The following is a 22,021-nucleotide window of genomic DNA, read 5'->3' on the forward strand; positions in this document are numbered from 1 at the left end:
CTAATCATTAATTACTAACAAGATGTCTTCCACAATCTGCTCATCGAGCAGGCGATTATCCGAAAGCAACTTCTTCACATCATATCTGTCGTAGAGTCCCTTCCTGATGCCGCCCACCATCACCTTCATTTCTGAAGTGCCATAGTAAGAGGCGATACGCTCTCCGAATCCGCCATCCTTCGAGCCATCCTCTAAGGTTACCACCAACTGATGGTTTGCCTTCAGGCTATCCAGCACTTCGGCATCCACCTCATTCAGATAACGGGGATTGATGAGCGTTGCATCGATACCCTTATCAGCCAACAGGCGGACTACATTCTCGCCCTTCTGATAGAACGAACCAGCGGCGATGACTGCCACCTTCTCGCCCTGGTGCATCACCTTGTACTTTGCCTCGTAACCATACTCAGCATCAACAGCTTCTGAAGTATGAACCACGCCATTGCTTGGCACGCGGATGGCGATAGGTTTCTTATCCTGCAGAATGCTCCAGCGGAGCATGGCGAAATACTCCTCGCAGGTGGTTGGAGCCAGATAGATGAGCCCCGGAATGCTGCAGAGCATCGGAATATCGAAAAGGCAGATGTGGGTGATGTCGTTCATCGAGTTCACTCCGCCTCCTACCACGTTGATTACGGCTGGGTTGGAATTGATGCAGAGGTCTTGCGCTATCTGGTCGTAGGTACGTTGGATGAAGGTGCTGTAAACAGTCCATACCGGATGCAATCCACCCTTTGCCATTCCCGAAATCATGGCTACTGCCTGCTCTTCGGCGATTCCCATATCGATGTGCTGCTTGCCAGCCAGTTGGCGCTTATCGGCAGTAAAGCCACCTGCGGCAGGAGTACCGGCGGTTACGGCGATGAGGGTCTTATCCTGCTTCATCTCGCTGAGCATCCAGTCAGAGAATAATGTGCCGTAATCCTCTGTTGGAGCAACCTCCGGGAGGGTTCCATCGGCATTCTTTCTTGGTCGCGAACCGTCTTCCAGGTTGAAAGGCAATCCCCAATGCCAAGCCTCCTTGTTGGCTACGGCTGGCGCAAATCCATGACCTTTTTCTGTGTGGATGTGAACCACGGTAGGCTTATCCGTATCCTTCACGCTCTCGAAAACCTGGATGAGTTTTTCGATGTCGTTACCCTCTTCCAGATACTTGTATTCAAAGCCCCATGCCTTGAACCAGTTGTGCTCGCAGGTGCCGTTGCTCTGGCGCAGGGCACGCAGGTTCTTATAGATTCCGCCATGATTTTCGGCGATAGACATTTCGTTGTCGTTCACCACGATGATGATGCCCGTGCCGAGTTCCGAAGCCTCATCCAGTCCCTCAAAAGCCTCACCGCCAGAAAGAGATCCGTCGCCGATAATGGCGATGATGTTCTCATCGGTACCCTTGACGTCGCGCGCCTTCTGCAAACCGGTGGCAAGACTCACGGAAGTAGAAGTATGCCCTACCTCAAAGTTATCATATTCCGGACATTCGGCAGGAGAAGAATAACCCGAAATGGCATTCATGTCGTCCACATCGCCGAGGAATCCCGCAGCTCGTCCGGTGAGCACCTTATGCGGATAACATTGGTGGCTTACGTCAAACACGAGCTTATCCTTTGGCGCATCAAAAACGTAGTGAAGCGCCACGGTAGCCTCCACGAATCCGAGGTTTGGTCCCACATGACCGCCATGCTTGCTTACACGGTTCAGCACAGCCTGTCTGGTTTCATCAGCCACCACCTGCAGCTCCTTCAAATCCAGCTTCTTCAAGTCAGCTGGCGACTTTATTTTCTCAATATACATATTTTTTATACTTATAGTTATGATTATATGATGATTACGAATTCCGGGTGCAAAGATACGATGATTCCCGAAAACACGCATTACCCAAACTACAGAAAAAATGAATAATTTTCCGGAAAACTCATCTTGGAATATTTTCCGGGAAACTCATCTTGGAAATCAGCCTGCAGCCTTATCCCTATCCTTCAGAATCACAGCCATGTTATCCAGCGCCCATTCTATCAGATGATCCATAATAGGAATAAGGGTTTCAGCACGGGGTGTGAGAGAATACTCCACTCTTGGCGGCACTTCGGCATAAGCCTTGCGGGTAACGTAGCCATCAACCTCCAACGATTTTAACGTGCTGGTAAGCATTTTCTGCGAAATATCCGGAATCAGCTTACGCAGGGCATTAAACCGGAGGGGACCATCCTGATGATTTTTCAGGGTGTAGATTACCAGTAGTGACCACTTGTCGCAAACGCGCGCCAGAACGTTACGGATGGGACAGTCCTGCACTACCATTTCTTTTATCATTCTTGCCATAATCAATCTTCTTATATTCTACTATAATATTCTGCAATAATCTATAATATTCTGCAAAACTCTGCAATATTCTGCAATAGGCTACAAAAGTAACTAATATCCGAATAGAAACCAAACATACCAAGTTAATCTAAGTTAACGCTTCATTTTTCTTTCTCCCATTCCCACACAATAGTTACCTCCCGGTAACCATCTTACCCCCAAGTGCCCTCTTGCAGGAACCAGTTTTTCGCAGTATCTTTGCAGCGCAATTCAGAAATGAAAGCTGAAAGCAGAAGTATTCACAAAAAGAAATAACATAAAGTGAAAGAAATATAAACATTTAAAAATTACAGACAAGATGAAAGAAACAAAGACTATTGCAAAGGCTGAAAACTTCACAGCCACGGATTTTGGTAAGATGAGTGATCTCAAGGACTACATTCTGGAATTCACCCCAGAAATCAAGGTTTCAGGAAAGGTATTTGGTGGTCAGAGCGTAAACGCAACCGGCAGCGAATTCTCATTCCAGAGCTTTGCTCCTGGCACAGAGACAGGATTCCTCCACACCCACAAAAACCACGAGGAACTGTATTTCTTCCTCAGCGGCAAGGGCGAGTTCCAGGTTGATGGCAAGGTATTCCCTATTCAGGAGGGAAGCGTGGTGAGAGTAGCACCAGCCGGCAAGCGCTCTGTTCGCAACAACGGTACAGAACCACTCGTGATGCTCTGCGTGCAGTATAAGGCAGAAACCTTTACAGCCGAAGATGCAACCGACGGCGTGATTCTCAACGATAAAGTGGAGTGGTAGAAACTACTCCACCACCTCCATGATTTCAGGATGCTCAAGCTTTTCCTGTTTCTTGAGCTTCTTCACCACTTCGGAATAGCTATGGCGAAGCAGGGACTGGATGAAATCATCTTCCAGCGTGCCGTAGAGATTCACCTGGTTCCAGTACTTCTTGTTCCAATGCCAGGCACCTTCTATCTCGGAATGCTTCTCCCGAAGTTCGAGGGCATAATCGGCATTACATTTCATCGTAACCCATTCCGGGCGCTCCAAATCTACACAAGCAAAGATCTTGTCGAAGATTCGAAACGCCAAGGTCCGCTCATCAAAGGGAAAAGCCTCGGTTGCAAGAGGGAGTGAGAGGCAATACTCTCTAACAGATTCTATGTTCATAATATCTTCTGATTCATTCTGATTTAGATGATTCTATTTTTCAGATGCATTTTCTAAAGCATCATTTTCTGCAATTTCTTATGCTTAGATAATGCAAAGATAATAAATTCTGATGCAAAGATACAGTTTTCTCTTTAAAACACCCCTTTATGAGACACAAAAAAATAACCTTTTTGTAACTTTTTCAAGAAAATATTTGGTAGTTACATCATTTTATTGTAGATTTACAGCAGATTTTTAAAAGAAGGAGTAAGTATGAAGAAGGAAAAGAATGAAAATCTGATGACAACAGATGTAAAGCCGATGAAGCAAGGACTTCTATCCCAAATATTCCATCTCTATTATGATGGCTTCAGGACGATGACCCTGGGCAAGACGCTCTGGACCATCATCCTCATCAAGCTTGCCATCATCTTCCTGGTGCTCAAGCTCTTTTTCTTTCCGAATTATATTAACAGTAATGCAAAAAACGGAGATAAGGCAGGCTTCGTATCCAAGGAAATTCTGAACAGATAAGACTCTGATTTTCAATCCTATATTATCAGAAGAAATACAAAAACATGATATAATAACAATTTTAAAACCGTCCAACTATGATGACAAATCTATTATTAGACATTACATCAGCCACCATCGACTGGTCGAGGGCGCAATTCGCACTCACGGCCATCTACCATTGGCTGTTCGTTCCGCTCACCCTGGGACTGGCAGTAATCATGGGCATTGCCGAAACATGTTACTACCGCACCAACAAGCCGTTCTGGAAGCACGTAACCCGTTTCTGGCAAAAACTCTTTGGCGTGAACTTCGCCATGGGTGTTGCCACAGGCATCATCCTGGAATTTGAATTCGGCACCAACTGGAGCAACTACTCCTGGTTCGTGGGCGACGTGTTCGGCGCTCCCCTTGCCATCGAAGGCATCCTGGCGTTCTTCATGGAGAGCACCTTCGTAGCCGTAATGTTCTTCGGCTGGGATAAGGTGAGCCGGGGCTTCCACCTTGCCTCCACCTGGCTCACGGGACTTGGAGCCACCATTTCTGCCTGGTGGATTCTCGTAGCCAACGCCTGGATGCAATATCCGGTGGGACAGGAATTCAATCCCGACACCATGCGCTTCGAGATGACCTCGTTCCTGGATGTGGCACTCTCGCCATTCGCCATCAACAAGTTCACCCATACCGTCACCTCATCCTGGATCATCGGAGCCACCTTCGTGGTAGCCGTAAGCTGCTGGTATCTCCTAAAAAAGAGAGAAGCCCAACTTGCCAAGGCGAGCATCAAGATGGGTGCCGGAGTAGGACTCATCGCCACCCTGCTGGCTGCGATGACCGGCGACAACTCCGCCTATCGGGTGGCACAGGTGCAGCCAATGAAACTGGCTGCGATGGAAGCATTATATAATGGTGGAAAGGGTGAGAGCCTTACGGCGATAGCAGCCGTTCATCCCTTCCGGCAGCCCGATTACGAAAACGAGCAGGAGCCAGCCATGCGCATCGCCATCCCCAACATGCTATCGTTCTTAGCCACCCGCACAGCCGATGGCTACGTGCCAGGCGTGAACGATATCCTCAAGGGTTACACCCACGAGGATGGCACCCGGGAACCATCCGTGCAGGAAAAGATAGCCCGGGGCAAGAAGGCAATAGTTGCCCTGAAAACCTATCGCGAAACCAAGGCGCAAGACCAGCTCCCTATCTTAAAGGAAAATATGAAATACTTCGGATATGGTTACATCAAGGACGCCAAGGAACTGGTGCCGAGCATCCCAATCTGCTTCTACGCCTTCCGCCTGATGGTGGGAGTAGGCTGCCTGCTCATCCTCTTCTTCGCCCTCAGCCTATTCTTGGTCTATAAGAAGGAAATCGCCCAATACCGATGGTTCCTCATTTCCGCCATCATCATGATTCCGCTGGCTTACATCGCCTCAGAATCGGGCTGGATAGTAGCAGAAATCGGTCGCCAGCCTTGGACCATCCAAGACCTGCTGCCAGTAAGTGCCGCCATCTCCGACATCGAGGCAGGCAGCGTGGCCACCACCTTCATCATCTTCCTGGCACTCTTCACCACCATGCTTGCCGTGGAAATCTGCATTCTGGTGAAGCAGATCAAGAAAGGACCGGAATATGAATAATCTCTCTGATAATCAATGTTTTTCAGAAAGATTTCGAAAAGAATCATAGGATAGTTTTTCAGTAAACAACAAAACCCGAAAGTATTATGACATACGAATTTTTGCAATCATACTGGTGGTTCCTCGTATCATTATTAGGAGCCCTGCTGGTGTTTCTCATGTTTGTACAGGGAGCCAACACCTTGATTTTCTGTTTGGGAAAAACAGAAGAAGAGCGTCGCCTCATCATCAACTCTACGGGGCGAAAGTGGGAGTTCACCTTCACCACGCTCGTCACCTTCGGCGGAGCCTTCTTTGCCTCGTTCCCATTGTTCTACAGCACCAGTTTCGGCGGAGCCTACTGGCTGTGGATGATCATCCTGTTCTCGTTTGTGATTCAAGCCGTGAGCTATGAATTCCAGAACAAGATAGGTAATTTTCTTGGACCAAAGACCTTTCAAATCTGCCTCATCATCAACGGCATCGTGGGGCCTCTGCTTCTTGGCGGATCCGTAGCCACCTTCTTCAACGGCAGCAATTTTCTGATTGATAAGGTCAATATTACCAACAATCTGCAACCCGTTATCAGCCGTTGGGCAAACGCCAGTCATGGTCTTGATGCCCTGCTCGACCCATGGAATGTGGTGCTGGGACTTGCCGTACTGATGTTAGCCCGCATCCTGGGCATGCTCTACATCAAGAACAACATCGAGCACCAGCAGATTCAGGAACGCTGCACCCGCCAGTTGCCATGGAATGCCCTGCTCTTCCTATTGTTCTTCCTGCCATTCCTCATCAGATTGCTGGTAAAGGATGGATTCAGCACAGCAGCTGCAGGCAGCATTACGATAGAGAGCATGAAGTATCTTCACAATCTCCTGGAGATGCCAATCCTATCAGCCCTATTATTAATAGGAATAGTGCTCGTACTCTTCGGCATTTACAAGTCATCAAGAAGCGTGCAGTATAGAAAGGGAATCTGGTTTACGGGCATCGGAACCGTGCTCACCGTGCTGGTTCTGCTGCTGATAGCCGGCTGGAACCACACCGCCTACTATCCGTCGAACATCGACCTTCAGAGTTCGCTCACCCTCGCCAACAGCTGTAGCAGCGAGTTCACGCTCCGCACCATGGCGATAGTTTCCCTCCTCATCCCGTTCGTGCTCGCCTACATCGTCTTCGCCTGGCGCGCCATCGACCGCAAGCGCATCACGCAGGAAGAAATAGAGCAGGGAGAAGCGTATTAAAAAAGGCAGAAAAAGTGAGCCTCTTCAAAAGTCCCACAGATACCACAGATTTACACAGATTCATTCTTGCCATAAACGGGAGGAGAATCCCCCAAATATCCAAACAAAAAAATCTGCGAAATCAGCGTGCCTTTTTATCCAAAGACCGAACAGGTCAAAAATCTGTGTAAATCTGTGAAATCTGTGGGACAAAGAAAATCCTACAGCTCTATCACCTCCAAATCATCCGGAACGAAGATTCTACCCTTGAAGTTCTCGGCAGCTTCACGGGTATAATTTTCTTTACGATTAGCGAGCGTTTTCTCCTCCGTATGATACAGGATAAGATTCTTCACGCCCAGTTCCTCCGCCAGTTTTCCGGCATCAAGCGCCGTGCTGTGGCATTTCTCATAAGGCTTGAACGTATCGCGGTCGGCATAGAGGCAGAACGCCTCGCACATCATCCAGTCAGCCCCCACTATGTAGCGTCGGTTCTGCTCGTTATAAGGTTCATCGCCCAGGCACGCCAAGACCAAAGGCTTACCCGATTCATCAGAAGAAGAAGGCAACTCCGCCCGGAATCCAAACTGCTTCTCCTTAGTAGACTGAATATCAAAGCATTCCAGCTTCATATCCCCCACTTCGAAACAATCGCCATCTTCCAGCTGATGGAACACCACCCTTTCAGCCACCTTTGCCAGTTGCTTCTTGGCAAGAATCATGTCGATGATGGTTTTGATCACCTTCATCACCTTGTCGTTTCCATACACATGCAGCAATCCCTCGTAACCCTTGCATTGTGCCACCATTCGGATTACCCAAATCACGCCCAGCACATGGTCGGTATGCGCATGTGTAACGAAGAGGTGATGAATATCAGAAATCTGAACATTCACCTTCTTCAGCTGCGCCAGTATTCCGTTTCCTCCGCCCGCATCCACCAGCATCAGGGTGCTGGGAGTCTGGAGCACAAAACAGGTATTATAAATCTGGGAAACCGTAGCATTTCCCGTTCCGAGCATCGTAATTTGAGCCGTTGTCTTATCCATTATCTTATCCATTATCTATTTGATTCACGCCCACAAAACTACTCATTTTCTGATAAACCACCAAGAAAAAGCCCCGAAAACTTTGCGTATTCCAAATAATAATCTTAACTTTGCGGGAGAAAAAGCAAAAAAGCTTCGAATATGGCAGAAATAGAAAGAAAAAAAAGGATTTATCGCAAGCGCATCCCATACGGAATGCAAAACTTCGAGGATGTAATAGAAAGAGATTGTTACTATGTTGACAAGACTCCCTTCATAGAGAAAATAGAAGAATCTAACATGTATTTCTTCTTCATACGCCCTCGCCGCTTTGGCAAGAGCCTCACCCTCTCCATGCTCGAAAACTATTACGACATCAATAAGAAAGATAAATTCGAGAGCCTCTTCGGCAACCTTTATATAGGAAAGAATCCTACTCCCGAACGCAACAGCTATCTCATCCTACACCTCAATTTCGCCATGATTTCAGCAGGATTGGATAATTATAAAAAGGGACTTGATGCCCATTGCAACAACAAGTTCAATTCCTTCTGCAGCAGATACGCCCACCTTTTATCACCGGACATAAAGGAAGAGATGAACCAGAAGGAAGATGCCGTTGCCCAATTGGGATTTCTATGCGACAAATGTGCTGAAGCAGGCTTGAAGATTTATCTCTTCATCGACGAATACGACCATTTTACCAATCAGATTCTTGCCCATAAGGAGCATGAATCCCGATACCGCGAACAGACTCACGGCGAGGGGTATCTGCGACATTTCTTCGACACCATCAAGGGAGCCGCTGGAGATTCATTGGGCAGAGTTTTCGTTACTGGAGTAAGTCCTGTAACCATGGACGACCTGACCAGCGGTTTCAATATCGGCACCAATTATTCCCTATCTCCGGAATTCAACGAGATGGTAGGATTTACCGAGGATGAAGTGCGTGAAATGCTGGCTTATTACGCCAGCGTGCTGCCATTCCGCCATAATGTGGATGAACTGATCGAAGTGATGAAACCTTGGTATGACAACTATTGCTTCGCCATCAGAAGATACGGCAAGACAACCATGTACAACTCTGTAATGGTACTCAATTTTGTGGACAATTATATCCGCAACGATTACGATATTCCTGATAGCATGTTGGAAAACAATATCCGCATAGACTACGACAAGATTATTCGCAAACTTATCCGTTACGACAGAGAATTCTCCCACAATTCCGGTATCATAGAAGCTATGTTAGTCAAAGGGTTCGCCTTGGGAGATTTGAAGGACATTTTTCCATTCCCATCCAATTGCACTAATGACCCCGATAGTATTCTTAGTCTGCTCTTCTATTTCGGCATGATTACTATAGATGGTTCTTATCAGGGCTACAACAGATTCGTGATTTCCAACAAAGCAACACGCCAACAGATATACAAATTATTGAGAGAAGAAAATGTACAAATAGGTGAAAATCATTTTTAATTGTACCGAATTCGATACAATAAGAAAAAAACTTAATAACAGCTTTGTGCTTTTCGACCATGGCAGAAATAAAAGACAGAATATTACCCGTAGGCATTCAATCTTTCGAAGAAATCAGAAAGAAAGGATACCTTTATGTTGACAAGACAGATATCATCTGGCAACTTGCCAACAGGGGCAGAAAATATAATTACCTGAGCCGCCCACGCCGCTTTGGTAAATCCGTTCTCGTGGATACACTCCAGGCATATTTTGAGGGAAGAAAGGAACTCTTCGATGGACTGAAAATTATGGATTTAGAGACAGAATGGACCAAGCATCCAGTCATTCGCCTCGACATGAGCCGGGCAGGATCCTCGGCTCATGAGCTCAACGCTTATCTGAATCAAGCATTCAAGGAATATGAACAGAAATTTAGCATAGAGGCCTCCTCTGCCGACTCCTTGCCCAATCGTTTTGATGCCATCATCCAGTCAGCCAATCAGCAGACAGGACAACAGGTAGTCGTTCTCGTCGAAGGATACGACTCTCCCCTTCTGAATTCCTGGAATACGCCTCATCACGAGGAATGTATTTCCATCTATCTTAACGTATTTACCATTTTGAAGGCAGATGACGAATACGAGGAATTCGTCTTAATAACAGGTACTACCAAATTCACAAAACTATCTCTATTCTCTGGACTCAATAATCTGAGCAACATCAGTTTTGAGCCAGAGTATGCAGCCATCTGCGGAATTACAAAAGAAGAATTGCAGAATGACTTCAAGCCAGAAATAGAGAAGTTAGCTGATTACGAAAATTGGACATTTGATGAAGCCGTAGCACAGCTTCAAGCCCATTATGGCGGTTATCATTTCAGCCAAAGAAATATGACAGAAATATTCAAACCGTTCAGCCTCATCAAGGCTTTATCATTAACGAAGATTGACAACTACTGGGATTCATCAGAGACCGCCCCTCTCCTTCCACCCTTAGAAATTAGTCTGGAAAACAGATTGGAAGATTTAGAAAACTGCGCTCTTATGAATACCATTATTGAGACAGCTGATGTTTCAGAAGGAGGAGCAGAATTGTTTCTCTATCAGTCAGGTTATCTTACCATCAAGGGTTACTACGAGAGAGTTTATCTTCTCGGTTTTCCAAACCATAAGGTACGCCAAGCATTATACGAAATGGTATTGCCGGTCCACACCTAAAGCCATTAGTTGATTTAGGGAAAATAGTAAGAAAATCACCACGAGTTAGATGTTTTTTCAGCTGTAGAGTCGCAGATAAGAGCAATTAGCAATTGTAATATAAAATCAAACAAAAATAAAATTGTCTATGCACGGAATTCAGATTGTATAAACGAACGAAAACTATACTACAAAGAGGATATAAAATCGGAAAATCAACTTTGAATCGGCGACAAATGCCAAAATATCATTAATTTATCGCCGATTATAGAATTTCAGATTTAAAATCTATTTTAGAACTTAACCTTTCAATAACAAGAAATTAAATAAAAACTAATTGAAAATGACTGATTGAAGTTGTATAATAGACTATCGTTATGTACAAAAAAATAATCATAGAAAGACATAAAACATTTATAGTCGTGCTGATAAAAGAAGAGTTTCTTAGTGAATAGGAGAAATTAAACAATCACAATTACAGAAAAATACTCTCAAAAAATATTTTTCCTAAGATTAGCGTTAAAGAACGTAATCTAATGCAAAGTTTTAAAAGTTTTTTGTACTTTTGCAGATTGTCTAAGGTCAGCGTGCGGAGCAAAAGTAAGGGAAATCTATTTCCAAATACTACAACACACGGTAGATTTTATAATATAAAAACTAGAAACATGGCAAAAGAATACAATCCCAAAAACGCCAACTCGATTCTAAAACATGGCGAGAAATTGCTTGGTCATTCGCTGAGAGAGTTGCATCCTGAAGCTGTCGCCCCTCGCGGGAAGGGCGCTTTGGCCGAAGCCGTGGAAATGTTCCACTACGGCTATAAACCAAACTCAGTTGCGGAACCAGACTTCAAAGAGGCTGGTTTGGAACTCAAATGTACGCCATTAAAGGAGCTTAAAACTGATAAGAGTATGGCTGCAAAAGAACGGCTTGTACTCAATATCATTAATTATATAGAGGAAGCAAAAAAGACTTTTGAAACCAGTAGTTTCTGGAGGAAAAACAAATTACTACTTCTGATGTTTTATCTTCATGAAGAGAAAGTAAATCCCGTGGATTTGGTATTTAAATTAATTCGTAAATGGAAATTTCCCAAAGATGACCTAAAGATTATCAAAGATGATTGGAACTTTATACATTCAAAAATTCTACATGGACAAGCGCATGAGTTATCGGAAGGCGATACATTCTATCTTGCAGCATGCATGAAAGGCAGCAAAAAAGATGAAGAAATGCGCGACCAACCCGGCACTAACGTACGGGCACAGCAAAGAGCATACTCGCTTAAAACAGGATATATGAACAAGATTATCCTGGATTCTTTTCTTGATGAGGGAATTAATCATCAATTAAATATCACTCCAAAAAGATTAGAAAAGCTTCAGAAGAAATTCGCATCGGACAAGATTGTAAAATCGCTACGCTGTTATAAGCCAAAAGAAACATTTGAGCAACTTGTCATAAGACGTGTAGAACCATTCTATGGTAAGACAGTTGAGAAAATAGGAAAAAAGCGTAAGGTAAAATTAAATGTAAAAGCCAAAGATTTAGCATATAATGTCTGCCGGGCTATATTCAATATAAAGACACGCAAAATACAAGAGTTTGAGAATGCAAACATTTCTTTGAAAACGATAGTGTTAGAAGCAAATCGTGATAAAATAATTGAGTCCATGTCTTTTCCATATATCAGATTTGTGGATATTAAAAATGAAGAATGGGAGAATTCAGAGTGGCACAAGCAACTCTCTGCCAAATTCTTATTTGTCGTATTCCGAAAATCTCCAGATAGAGATAAAAGAAAGATGAAACTCGTTAAAGTCTTCTTTTGGAATATGCCATACAACGATTTAAAGGAGACTGAGAGACTTTGGGAAGATACTAAGCAGAAAGTTTGCAATGGCGACTATGACCATTTCATAACAAGCAAAGCAAATGGAATCTGCCACGTACGCCCTCACGGAACTAAAGGTCAAACCGTGTTAACCTCACAAGGCAACAGGGTGCAGCCCAAATGTTTTTGGCTAAATAATGATTATATACTTAATATCGTATTGAACGAATTAAACTGATGGCAGTAACTGAAGATAGAAGATTTACTAAAGAACAAGTCTATACCCTACTTGAAGGAGCAAAGGGCAAGACTTTAGGTGAGGTTGATAAATCCCACCAGTTTGACCGTACATTGGAACGTGAAAAAATCACAGGTATCGCTGGAGACGTGATTGAACAATCTGTCTTCGGTTACAAAAAAGACAGCAAACAGGAATGTGATATTGAGATTGATGGTGTTCTTACGGAAATTAAGACCACCGGAGTTCGTGTACCCAAGAGAGACCTGAAGAATGTAAGCGGGAAAAAAGGAGAAGCTTATAATGTTTACCTAGGTGCAAAGGAAGGTATCAGTATTACACATGTTACCTTTGAGCCTCCGATACAGACAGACTTCAACACCTCTCATTTTTGGGAAAAATCAGAACGGCTTTTAATTATATTCTATGAATATAAATCATACGAAGTTGTGCCTGCTTCCGGCTATGCTAAGTTCCCTATTGTTGACTACTGCTACAATTCTTTCTCACAAGAAGAAAAAGACAAATTACGAAACGACTGGGAGATTGTCAGCAATCACCTGCAACAGGTTTATCATGATTATCAGGATGCAGAAAAGCGTAACGAACAACTGGTTGGTTTCACTCACCTTCTTCGTCCAAATCTCTTGCTGATAGAATTAGTACCAGGATTCAAGCGCACAGCAACAGGCTCTTACCAGAAGCCCCGATATAGATTGAAACAGACTTTTGTTGATTACATCGTACGAGGACATTTTGACAAAAGCAGAGCAAAGAACGAAATCGTACTGAAAGAATCTTTTTCAAGTTTCGCCCAGCTGGATGCTCGTTGCCATGCACTTACATTAAAGTATAAGGGCAAGACTTTACCAGAGCTAAGAGAAATGCTCGGAATAGATGCTAAGGTCAAGGATATTTCTGCTAAATGCGTTATCCGTATGTTCGGAACCGATTGCAATAGGTTAAATCAGATTTCAGACTTTAACAAAGTTGGTATCATAGCGAAGACCATCACGATTACGCCCCAAGGTGGAAGAACAGAGGATATGAAGCTCAAGCACATCGACTTTGAAGAATGGGCAGATAGAGATGCAGACTTTGAAGATTCCGATGTATACGATTACTTCTGTGAGCACAGTTTCCTCTGCCCAATCTTCTGTGAGCATGATAGTAAAGACCCGAGCAAGACCGTTTTTGAAGGTTTTAAACGCTTTGCATTTGATGAAGAATTCATCGAGAATGAAGTTCGGCGTACCTGGGAGGATTCCAGAAATCTGATTCATAGGAATGAGTTGGAATGGGAATACGTTTATGACAAAAAGGGTAATAAACGTATGAACAATAGCGGTTCCTATATGGGAGCGCCAAACTTTCCAAAGAGTTCTGAATACAAAGTGTTCTTCCGCGGAGGTGCAGATGTTTCCACAGAGAAAACAAGAACAGAATGTGTAAACGGCATTAGTATGCTACCACAATTCTTCTGGCTCAAGGGCTCATATATCGCAAATAAATTACAAGAAATTCCATACATATAAATATGTCTAAAAATACAATAAAGGTAGTAGAACTTTTCGCCGGCGTAGGCGGGTTTCGCATAGGTTTGGAAGGCGCATCGGATGCCTACCAAACTATTTGGAACAACCAATGGGAGCCATCAACCAAACATCAGGATGCTTCGCTCGTTTATAGAGCACGTTTTGGGTCCAAAGGTCATAGTAATCAAGACATCAATACTGTTCCTACAAACGATATTCCTGATCATGATTTATTAGTTGGCGGTTTCCCTTGCCAGGATTATTCAGTAGCCTCTACATTGAGCCGTTCAGGCGGAATTGAGGGCAAAAAAGGTGTGCTTTGGTGGCAGATTTATCGCATATTAAACGAGAAGGGAGATAACCGTCCAAGTTATATTTTCTTTGAAAATGTTGACCGTTTGCTGGGTTCTCCAGCTAAACAGCGAGGACGTGATTTTGCCATTATTCTTGCTTCACTTGCCGATTTAGGCTATACCGTAGAATGGCGAGTAATTAATGCTGCAGATTACGGAATGCCTCAGCGCCGTCGCCGCACTTATATCGTGGGTTACCGCGAGGATTCTCATGTATCTAAGCAAGTACAGGAGTTGAAAGATTGGGTGCTTTATGAAGGAGTCCTGGCAAAGGCATTTCCTTTTAAACCCAAGGAAAAGACACTTTCTGAATTTGAGATAAATGGAACCATCAAGGAAGTCTCCGACAGTTTTAATAAAGGTGAGAAAGACAGTCCGTTTGGTAATGCAGGTATCATGCGCCATCGCCAGGTATATTCCGTAGATGCAGAGGCTATTTATGAAGGACCAGTCATGACACTTGGCGGCAATATAGTAGATGAAAAATTTGTACCTGAGGAGTTTTTTATTTCAGAAGAAGAACTGGCAAGATGGGAATACGAGAAAGGTGCAAAGAAAATAGAACGTACCACAAAAGAGGGTTACAAATACCTTTTCTCCGAAGGAGGAATGGCTTTCCCCGATTCGCTGGACAAGCCTTCACGCACGATTATCACGGGAGAAGGCGGTGCATCTGCATCACGCTTCAAGCATGTTATCAAGACTGCTTCTGGCCGTTATCGCCGTTTGATTCCTTTAGAATTAGAGCGTCTGAATATGTTCCCAGACAATCACACCTTACACCCCGATGTGACAGATGGTCGTAGAGCCTTTCTGATGGGTAATGCCCTGGTGTGCGGTATCGTACAGCAGATAGGAAAAAGTCTTTATCGCTTCATCTTTGAGAAAGAACCAGTTTCTTCTCATCCAATAGATACTCAACGTGATGCGCAACCCAAGCTGAATCTTGAATTGTTTTCAGAAATGGATTCTTATTTACTAAAGAACAAGCCTAAGAAGAGCTATACGCTGGATATGAACAAAAACCTGCTGGTAGGTTTTGTGAAGGAAGATAATACAGATTATTTTCTTGATGGTGGTCAGACTAAAATCTACTATACAGGTAAGACGAAGTCTTTCCCTTCTACCATTGCGCTCAATAAGCTCTATTATTTCATGCCTTATATCAAGGGTAAAGGAATAAAAGACTTGTATCTCATCCGCATTGCCCGCATAGGCAGCAAGGCTGAGATTCATCCAGAGTCAGACGACAAAGACCCACGCCTTGTGTTTGAGTTGGAATATCTAGAGAGCTTGCCAAACTACATGATGCTGAAGCCTAACATCTTCAACACCTATAGAAACACAGTTCTAGGAAGAGTGATGGGGGATTTATAAATCCATCCCCCCACTCTTTCTATATCAGAGAGATTATTAAAACTCATAAATAAAACAATCAATATAAAACAAAAATAGACAATGGCTAAATTTCAAATTTACCAATTTATGTTTCGTCCTATAAACGAAAATCAGCTTGAATTACCTTTTGAAGAATTTCATGCCATAAATGTTCAAGACTCACTTAAAAGAAAACAGGATTTGTTAGGAAGTGTACTTAATGATTTTGCATACGAGCCTAAAGAACATAAAAGAAACTTTTACACCCATAACTATATATACCAATACCGCTTCTATGTTAACCAAGATAACATCTATATATTGCGCTTGGCCAATAATAAGAAAACAAAGGTTGAATCAGACTTCAACGTTGCAGAACTAGACAATCATCCTTCATGTTTAGTGATTATTGACAATCGTAAAGACAGACAGATTATTGCCATAGAATGCAATTCAGCATTCTCTAATACTGCAATGGTTGCAGACATTTTGCAATATAATTTCCGCCAAAAGTTAAGTTTTCAACGTCTCACTTTAGACATATCTGGCAAATTTCATACCTCAGAGTTTTGGCAGGTTATAAATGATAGCATGAAGTTCAAGGGTATTGAGTTTGTTGATTTTCCATTTGCTTATCCAAATCTCCCAAAGATAAGTGATTATGTGGGCGATTATTTTACGGACTTAGCTCGCCGTACCAATAGTGAACCAACCTTGCATCTTCAGGGACAAAACCATGAGAGCGTAAATATTGATTCTAAAGACATTTGGATATTGAATGCCATAAAAGCTTGTGCTGCAAGCGGAAGACCAATCGTTATCAAGCCTAAAGGAAGTAGCTTGAAAAAGATTGGAGTAGAAAGTCCTGTGATTGAAGAAATTTCCGATAAGGCTATAAAGGAGTTAAGCGATAGCGATTTATTTAACTCCAAATTTGAAAAGATTGTAGAATTCCTCAACCAAATAAAACTTGTGTATGAGTAATCTGGAATCAAAAATGTTCGAAATCTTCCTCTCCGACCAGCTGTTCTGCTCGCTCTATTCCGCACTTAACTTTATGGAAGAAAAATATCAAGCTCCATCACCCATAAACATATGGATGGATTCTCTGCAAATAATGCAAGAAATAGGTAATATCAGCAGGGCTGACCTCATCATAGGCCGCATGTTTGCTGAAAAATCGCAGATTGAGGCTTTATGCGAAGAAGCCGTAGTATTCTACATGCACATGGCAGCAGGTCGAGAGGAATCACAAAAGCCTACAGCTTTAAAAGATGCGCTAGCCCGACTACTGATAGCACATGGAGAATTGTGGAAGACCTTGTACATGGAAATCAGAAAATCAGAACAGGATGAAGAATCAAAAGGTTACTACATTACCCCTTGTGATTACGGCAGTAAGGTAAACCAGATTGTTTCCCTCGTAAAGGAAGAACTGGATTCTATAAAAGAAAACAACCTTGACTTGGAGCAAGCTAAGAAGGTTGTAAAATCAATCGTAGATAACTGTATGGGCCTTACCGGTAGTGCTATAGAATCTATTCTTCTCCCATTAATGACAACCAACGAGGAATATGATTTTGCATTTGATAAGGATATAAATCGTTTGAAAGAAAAATTGGGAATCAAGACACAAACAAATTTCCACTTTGACAAACTCAACGACATTCACGATAATGATCAAGTTCAAATAGGAAGATAAATTATGGCAGATATCAAAATGGAATTTAATGGTAATGTGAGTATTGGCAAAATGTTTGATATTCACGACAACCAGCAGGTTAAAGTTCATTATAACGGCTATTCGGAGGACAAGGAAAAACAAAGTCAATCTCAGAAAGAAATTTCAGAAGAAGAAAAGGTTACTTTAAAAACGAATCAGGAAGCATTACAAAAAGAAATCTTCCGCTTTGTGCATCCTTCACTAGAAGAAAGTGAAGAACAAATGGTGCATCGTGAGGTAGAAAGATTGGTAAAGCGTTTTGACATGAAAGAGATTTGCATACGGCTGAGTCAATTGAAAAAGGACAAGAAATTGCTCCTACCGGAAAGCCCCCTAAAAGCCTATAATGAATTGGTACGAATGGGATTACCAACGAATAAAGGAGGATTTGAATACAAAACATTTTGCAAATATTACAATAAGGTATAGGGATTGTTTTTATAGCGACCGACACTTGATATAAAATCAAGTATCGGCCGTTTTTTTGCATTTATACCAAATATGCGATAACACAAAGAAAGACAATCGGAGATAACCAAAGAACTTTAGAGAAATTGAGAGAACTTTAGAGATGCGACCTTCTAAAAGTATTAAATCAAGCTTTTTTCTCCCTACTTTTGCACTCGTCGAAGAAACAAGATAAAATCCGGAATGGTTTCGGATTTCCTTGAATCATCTTCGTTTTTTTAGAATTATGCATACAAAATTGATGCGAGTGGTGCAGCAGGGCGAAGCCTTCGCTGTGCAGAGTCAGAAGAGTGAGAACGGGCAAATCATGAAATGCAACATCGTGCTGCAGGAAATGGGAGGCAAGTATGAAAACCAGTACGTAGCCACAATGCTGGGCAACCTGGCACAATGCAAGTTCTATCCGGGCGATGTGGTGGCCGTCACGATGAGATTCTCTACACGTGAATATAATGGACAGGTGTTTCAGGATATTCTCTTGACAGACTTGTATAAATTTAATTAATTTTTATTTACTAACCCGAGTGGAGTGAGTGAAGAAATCTCCGGAGGTAAGTAGCGCTACGTTTCTCGCTTTCTTTGCTCTCAATTTCACTAAGGTTATGACAGAAAATATCAAAGACATCCATCTGTTGATGGACAGCAGTTCACGGTCAAATCACATCTTGTTCCCTAACACGGAGTTGGGAATTGACCTCAAGTTGATGACATGCAAGCCGGGACGCTTGGCTGTCGGAGAATACCTGGACGGTACCATCACACGCGATGGCGAAGACCACTTCTCTTTCATCCAAGACGACTCCAACAAGAAGAAAGTGAAGGTGATACAGAGAAATCCGCACGTGTATGAAGGGACGTTTATCAACATCAACCGCAAACCGGACGGAACTCTCTACCCTACTTTCAACCGTCCACGATACACAAAGAAGTTTACCTTCCAGGATTTCTGCTGGGAAGCTGCCAACGAACTTCGCATGGTAGTGGGCGAAATGGCAAAGAAATAAAACGGAGTTTTGGGCTTTATAGAGAAAAGGGAACTGGGTGAAATGGCTGACGGTTCATTAGTTTCAGACGGTTCTGCCGTTCCAGTTGTTCCAGTTGTTCCAGTTGTTCCAAAAAGCATTTTTAGGACAATATTCCTTTTTATAGATTCTATAAATACTTAATAATCAGATAGTTATATATAGATGAAGTGGAATTGGAACCCTCAAAAAATTAATTGGAACAACTGGAACTGGAACGCTCCAGCCCTACCCCATTTCCTCTAAAAGGCTCATTATCAATAATTTAAGTTAAAATGAAAGCAACAAATTTGAAGTACGACATTACAAAAAGCACCGCTCCGGCGATGCCAAAACTGGGAAAAGGCACCGAATGTGTGCAACTTTTGCTCTCTCAGATATCAAAAGACATGTACGAACCCCTCGTTCCGATGTTTTTCCCTATTCTCGGAGCGCAGGTCAGCGAGACGGAATTCCAGTATCCCGACCTCAGTTGGAAGGAGTTATGTGGCATGATGGGCAATCTCGTGGCCGATTCGGGATGTAATAAGGGGCAATTGTCCAACATTGTGGAAGCTATCTGTCACAACTTGCGAGAGCACGACAATACGGAACTGGAGAAGCTCGTGGAATGGCAGAAGCAGATGAAAACCAAATCGGCCAACAAGGAGAAACCGGCTCGCCCCGACGTGAGTTTCTGGTTTCCACCAGCCGATGTGACCAATGCTGCCTTTATCCAGAATGCCATGACTTGCGAGAAACTTGGCGGACGCACACAATACCTCAATCTGCCCGAGGTAGAGATGGCCGACAGGATGTGTGGCGGACATAAGCAGATTTCGCAGATGCTGCGCAATATCTACGACCGCCAGCGTTCTGGTGCCTTGCGAGCCACAGCCGAGGGAGTGACCGGCAATCCCGTGCTCCGTGCCAATCTTACGATTTCATCCACCCCGTATGCCGCCCGCAAGTTCTATAAGAACGAACTTTTCAACGGTACTTTCGGCCGAATGGTTTTCTCCTACAAGGCTCGACAGGGACGCGAGGGAAAAATTCCGAGACAGGGTAAATACGACGATACTTTCTATCAGAAGCTGGGCGAGTATCTGGTGAAACTCAGCATCTGCAAGGGACGATTCATCATCAAGCCGCTGAACAAACTGGCCGACCATCTGGCTGCTGACATGGCTTCGCTGGCCGACCTGACGGATGATGATGTGCTCTGGGACATCTCGAAGCGCTCTATCGTGTCGGCATGGAAGGCTGGCTGCCTGCTCTGGGTTTTGAACAACCAGACGTGGACGAAGTCGATGGGCGAGCTGGTGGAATGGATGGTTTATCACGACCTGTGGAGCAAGATGCAGATATTTGCTGATATGCTGAGCCAGGAAGCCGATTCTGTGAGCGAGGCGCAACGCAGAGGTCCGAAGAATCTGCTCGAGGATTTGCCTGATTCTTTCAACGAGGCACAACTGGAGGCACTCCGTCTCTCATTAGGTAAATCGAAAGACGGCACGAAAGGACAACTCAGAAAGTGGGTGTTCCGCAAATTCATCACCTTCTCTAACCAGACGGGACTTTACTCTAAGACACAGGAATACCTGAAGGGAATAACGGTGGGAAAGAAACAATAATTTTTTCCTCCGGGGATTTTCTGAAAAATGTTTTTCCTCCGGGGAATGAATTCTAAATCGGGAAACTGGTAAAATTTAACGATTGAAATTGAAACTGGTAAAATTTTAGAGAATAAAGTCGAAACTGGTAAAATAATATTTGATAAATGGAAAAATATGAAATTGAAAAGCTGCGCGACCTCCCGATAGAGGAGGTTGCCAGCCAACTGGGATTGCAAGTGGCGCGGCATAAGAGTCTCTGCCCTTTTCATAGCGATCATCATGCAAGCCTGTCGTTCAATACGAGGAAGAACCTGTGCCGCTGCTTTGTCTGCATGGACGAGAGCCTCGACTCCATCGGACTGGTCATGAAATCGCTACACGTGGATTTCCCTAAGGCGTGCTTCTGGCTCGCTGAAAGGAATGGCATTCTCCTGGAAAAAGTCTGGGGAAGGAATGGCTGGCGGAGGGATTGCAGGTCATCTCCTGCTGCTTCGGCCGTATCTCCTGCATCTTCGGCTGCTTCGACTGTATCTGCTGCATCTTCGGCTGCTTCGGCTTTATCTGCTGCTTCAGCTGCACCCCGCTCTTTTGATGCACCCCACTCTTTTGATGCGGCACGATATGCGAGATTCTTCGAACATCCGTGGCTGAACGAGGCTGCCTGCAGATTTCTTTTTGATGAGAGGAAGATTGACGGGAGAGTGGCGAGATGGTGCAGACTGAGTTCGTGGACCGACCGCAAGGAGGTGAACTGGCTGCAGATTCCTTACTTCGACAAGGAGGGACGATTAGTGGGAATACAAAACCGCAATCTGGATTTTCATCGAAAATCTCGTCCCACAGATTCTATGGATTCTGAAAAGACGGGGAAAAGTTCTTGTCCCACAGATTTCACAGATGACACAGATTCTAAGGATTCTGAGGATTCTAAGGTCTCTATAGGTTCTAAGGATGGCACAGATTCCGAGGAGGCGCCCCGATTCCGTTTTCCCTACGGCAGCCAATGCAGAATCTACAATCTGCAGGTGCTGAATTTGCTGACACCGGGAGAAAGGCTTTTCATCACGGAGGGATGCAGCGACTGCTGGGCGATGCTTTCTGCCGGACATAAGGCTATAGCTATTCCTTCTGCCACGCTTCTCAAACCTGAGGACAGGGATGTGCTCGCCTATATCAGCGAAACGTTCGGAGTGGAATGGCACATGTTTCCCGACAGGGATGCACCGGGAGAAAGGCTCTTCCTGCAACTCAAGGAGATTCTGCCCTCGCTCATCCATCACCAGTTGCCCCTGGGATGCAAGGATTTCGGAGAGGCTTATCTGAAAGGATTTAATCCCGCTGAAGAAATCAATCTTTTATAAAAAAATGTCTTA

19 protein-coding genes and 1 pseudogene are annotated in these 22,021 nt (G+C 43.8%); 16 read left to right on the top strand and 4 right to left on the bottom strand.

Annotation, left to right across the window (positions count from 1 at the left end):
- Both KUA50_RS05850 and KUA50_RS05855 read right to left on the bottom strand, forming a co-directional pair.
- Positions 1 to 1,791, bottom strand: coding sequence for a 1-deoxy-D-xylulose-5-phosphate synthase (locus KUA50_RS05850; protein ID WP_218457161.1), 1,791 nt, complete (start codon positions 1,789 to 1,791; stop codon positions 1 to 3).
- 159 nt (positions 1,792 to 1,950) lie between these two features.
- Positions 1,951 to 2,319, bottom strand: a complete 369-nt coding sequence (locus KUA50_RS05855) for a winged helix-turn-helix transcriptional regulator (protein ID WP_218457160.1) — start codon at positions 2,317 to 2,319, stop codon at positions 1,951 to 1,953.
- Between the two features lie 340 nt (positions 2,320 to 2,659).
- On the opposite strand from KUA50_RS05855, the gene KUA50_RS05860 reads away from it, so the two are divergent.
- Complete coding sequence (locus tag KUA50_RS05860; RefSeq protein ID WP_218457159.1) at positions 2,660 to 3,109, top strand: cupin domain-containing protein; 450 nt, start codon at positions 2,660 to 2,662, stop codon at positions 3,107 to 3,109.
- A 3-nt stretch (positions 3,110 to 3,112) separates the two neighbouring features.
- On the opposite strand, the gene KUA50_RS05865 is transcribed toward KUA50_RS05860, so the two are convergent.
- A complete protein-coding gene (locus KUA50_RS05865; RefSeq protein ID WP_218457158.1) occupies positions 3,113 to 3,481 on the bottom strand; it encodes an MmcQ/YjbR family DNA-binding protein in 369 nt (122 codons plus the stop codon).
- A 303-nt stretch (positions 3,482 to 3,784) separates the two neighbouring features.
- On the opposite strand from KUA50_RS05865, the gene KUA50_RS05870 reads away from it, so the two are divergent.
- From KUA50_RS05870 to cydB, 3 genes are all read left to right on the top strand, one after another.
- The gene (locus KUA50_RS05870; protein ID WP_134844304.1) at positions 3,785 to 3,997 is read left to right on the top strand and encodes a DUF4492 domain-containing protein; all 213 of its coding nucleotides are present in this window, start codon (positions 3,785 to 3,787) and stop codon (positions 3,995 to 3,997) included.
- Between the two features lie 80 nt (positions 3,998 to 4,077).
- On the top strand, positions 4,078 to 5,613 hold the full coding sequence (locus KUA50_RS05875) for a cytochrome ubiquinol oxidase subunit I (RefSeq protein ID WP_218457197.1): 1,536 nt from the start codon (positions 4,078 to 4,080) through the stop codon (positions 5,611 to 5,613).
- 86 nt (positions 5,614 to 5,699) lie between these two features.
- Entirely contained in the window at positions 5,700 to 6,839 is a 1,140-nt protein-coding gene (gene cydB, locus KUA50_RS05880; protein ID WP_218457156.1) for a cytochrome d ubiquinol oxidase subunit II, read from the top strand.
- A 200-nt stretch (positions 6,840 to 7,039) separates the two neighbouring features.
- Here cydB and KUA50_RS05885 read toward each other — a convergent pair whose 3' ends face one another.
- Positions 7,040 to 7,879, bottom strand: a complete 840-nt coding sequence (locus KUA50_RS05885) for an MBL fold metallo-hydrolase (RefSeq protein ID WP_256624283.1) — start codon at positions 7,877 to 7,879, stop codon at positions 7,040 to 7,042.
- 129 nt (positions 7,880 to 8,008) lie between these two features.
- Between KUA50_RS05885 and KUA50_RS05890 the strand changes: the two are divergent.
- From KUA50_RS05890 to KUA50_RS05945, 12 genes and pseudogenes are all read left to right on the top strand, one after another.
- Positions 8,009 to 9,286, top strand: a pseudogene (locus tag KUA50_RS05890) (AAA family ATPase); the annotation flags it as partial.
- 98 nt (positions 9,287 to 9,384) lie between these two features.
- The gene (locus tag KUA50_RS05895) at positions 9,385 to 10,524 is read left to right on the top strand and encodes an AAA family ATPase (RefSeq protein ID WP_218457155.1); all 1,140 of its coding nucleotides are present in this window, start codon (positions 9,385 to 9,387) and stop codon (positions 10,522 to 10,524) included.
- A 644-nt stretch (positions 10,525 to 11,168) separates the two neighbouring features.
- Entirely contained in the window at positions 11,169 to 12,575 is a 1,407-nt protein-coding gene (locus KUA50_RS05900) for a Sau3AI family type II restriction endonuclease (protein ID WP_218457154.1), read from the top strand.
- Positions 12,575 to 14,110 carry a MutH/Sau3AI family endonuclease gene (locus KUA50_RS05905; protein ID WP_218457153.1) on the top strand — a complete coding sequence of 512 codons (1,536 nt, stop codon included), beginning with the start codon at positions 12,575 to 12,577 and terminating at the stop codon, positions 14,108 to 14,110. The genes KUA50_RS05900 and KUA50_RS05905 overlap by 1 nt, the downstream gene beginning before the upstream one ends.
- A gap of 2 nt (positions 14,111 to 14,112) precedes the next feature.
- On the top strand, positions 14,113 to 15,840 hold the full coding sequence (gene dcm / locus KUA50_RS05910) for a DNA (cytosine-5-)-methyltransferase (protein WP_218457152.1): 1,728 nt from the start codon (positions 14,113 to 14,115) through the stop codon (positions 15,838 to 15,840).
- A gap of 81 nt (positions 15,841 to 15,921) precedes the next feature.
- Positions 15,922 to 16,824 carry a hypothetical protein gene (locus KUA50_RS05915; protein ID WP_218457151.1) on the top strand — a complete coding sequence of 301 codons (903 nt, stop codon included), beginning with the start codon at positions 15,922 to 15,924 and terminating at the stop codon, positions 16,822 to 16,824.
- Complete coding sequence (locus KUA50_RS05920; RefSeq protein WP_218457150.1) at positions 16,817 to 17,542, top strand: hypothetical protein; 726 nt, start codon at positions 16,817 to 16,819, stop codon at positions 17,540 to 17,542. The genes KUA50_RS05915 and KUA50_RS05920 overlap by 8 nt, the downstream gene beginning before the upstream one ends.
- A gap of 3 nt (positions 17,543 to 17,545) precedes the next feature.
- Positions 17,546 to 17,992, top strand: a complete 447-nt coding sequence (locus tag KUA50_RS05925) for a hypothetical protein (RefSeq protein ID WP_218457149.1) — start codon at positions 17,546 to 17,548, stop codon at positions 17,990 to 17,992.
- 265 nt (positions 17,993 to 18,257) lie between these two features.
- Entirely contained in the window at positions 18,258 to 18,536 is a 279-nt protein-coding gene (locus KUA50_RS05930) for a DUF3127 domain-containing protein (protein ID WP_218457148.1), read from the top strand.
- Positions 18,537 to 18,633: 97 nt separating this feature from the next.
- A complete protein-coding gene (locus KUA50_RS05935) occupies positions 18,634 to 19,035 on the top strand; it encodes a hypothetical protein (protein ID WP_256624282.1) in 402 nt (133 codons plus the stop codon).
- Between the two features lie 293 nt (positions 19,036 to 19,328).
- On the top strand, positions 19,329 to 20,666 hold the full coding sequence (locus KUA50_RS05940) for a hypothetical protein (protein WP_256624281.1): 1,338 nt from the start codon (positions 19,329 to 19,331) through the stop codon (positions 20,664 to 20,666).
- 146 nt (positions 20,667 to 20,812) lie between these two features.
- Complete coding sequence (locus tag KUA50_RS05945) at positions 20,813 to 22,009, top strand: CHC2 zinc finger domain-containing protein (protein WP_218457147.1); 1,197 nt, start codon at positions 20,813 to 20,815, stop codon at positions 22,007 to 22,009.
- The last annotated feature ends 12 nt before the right edge of the window (positions 22,010 to 22,021 follow it).

It is taken from the genome of Segatella hominis (genome assembly GCF_019249725.2).
Taxonomy (GTDB): Bacteria; Bacteroidota; Bacteroidia; order Bacteroidales; family Bacteroidaceae; genus Prevotella.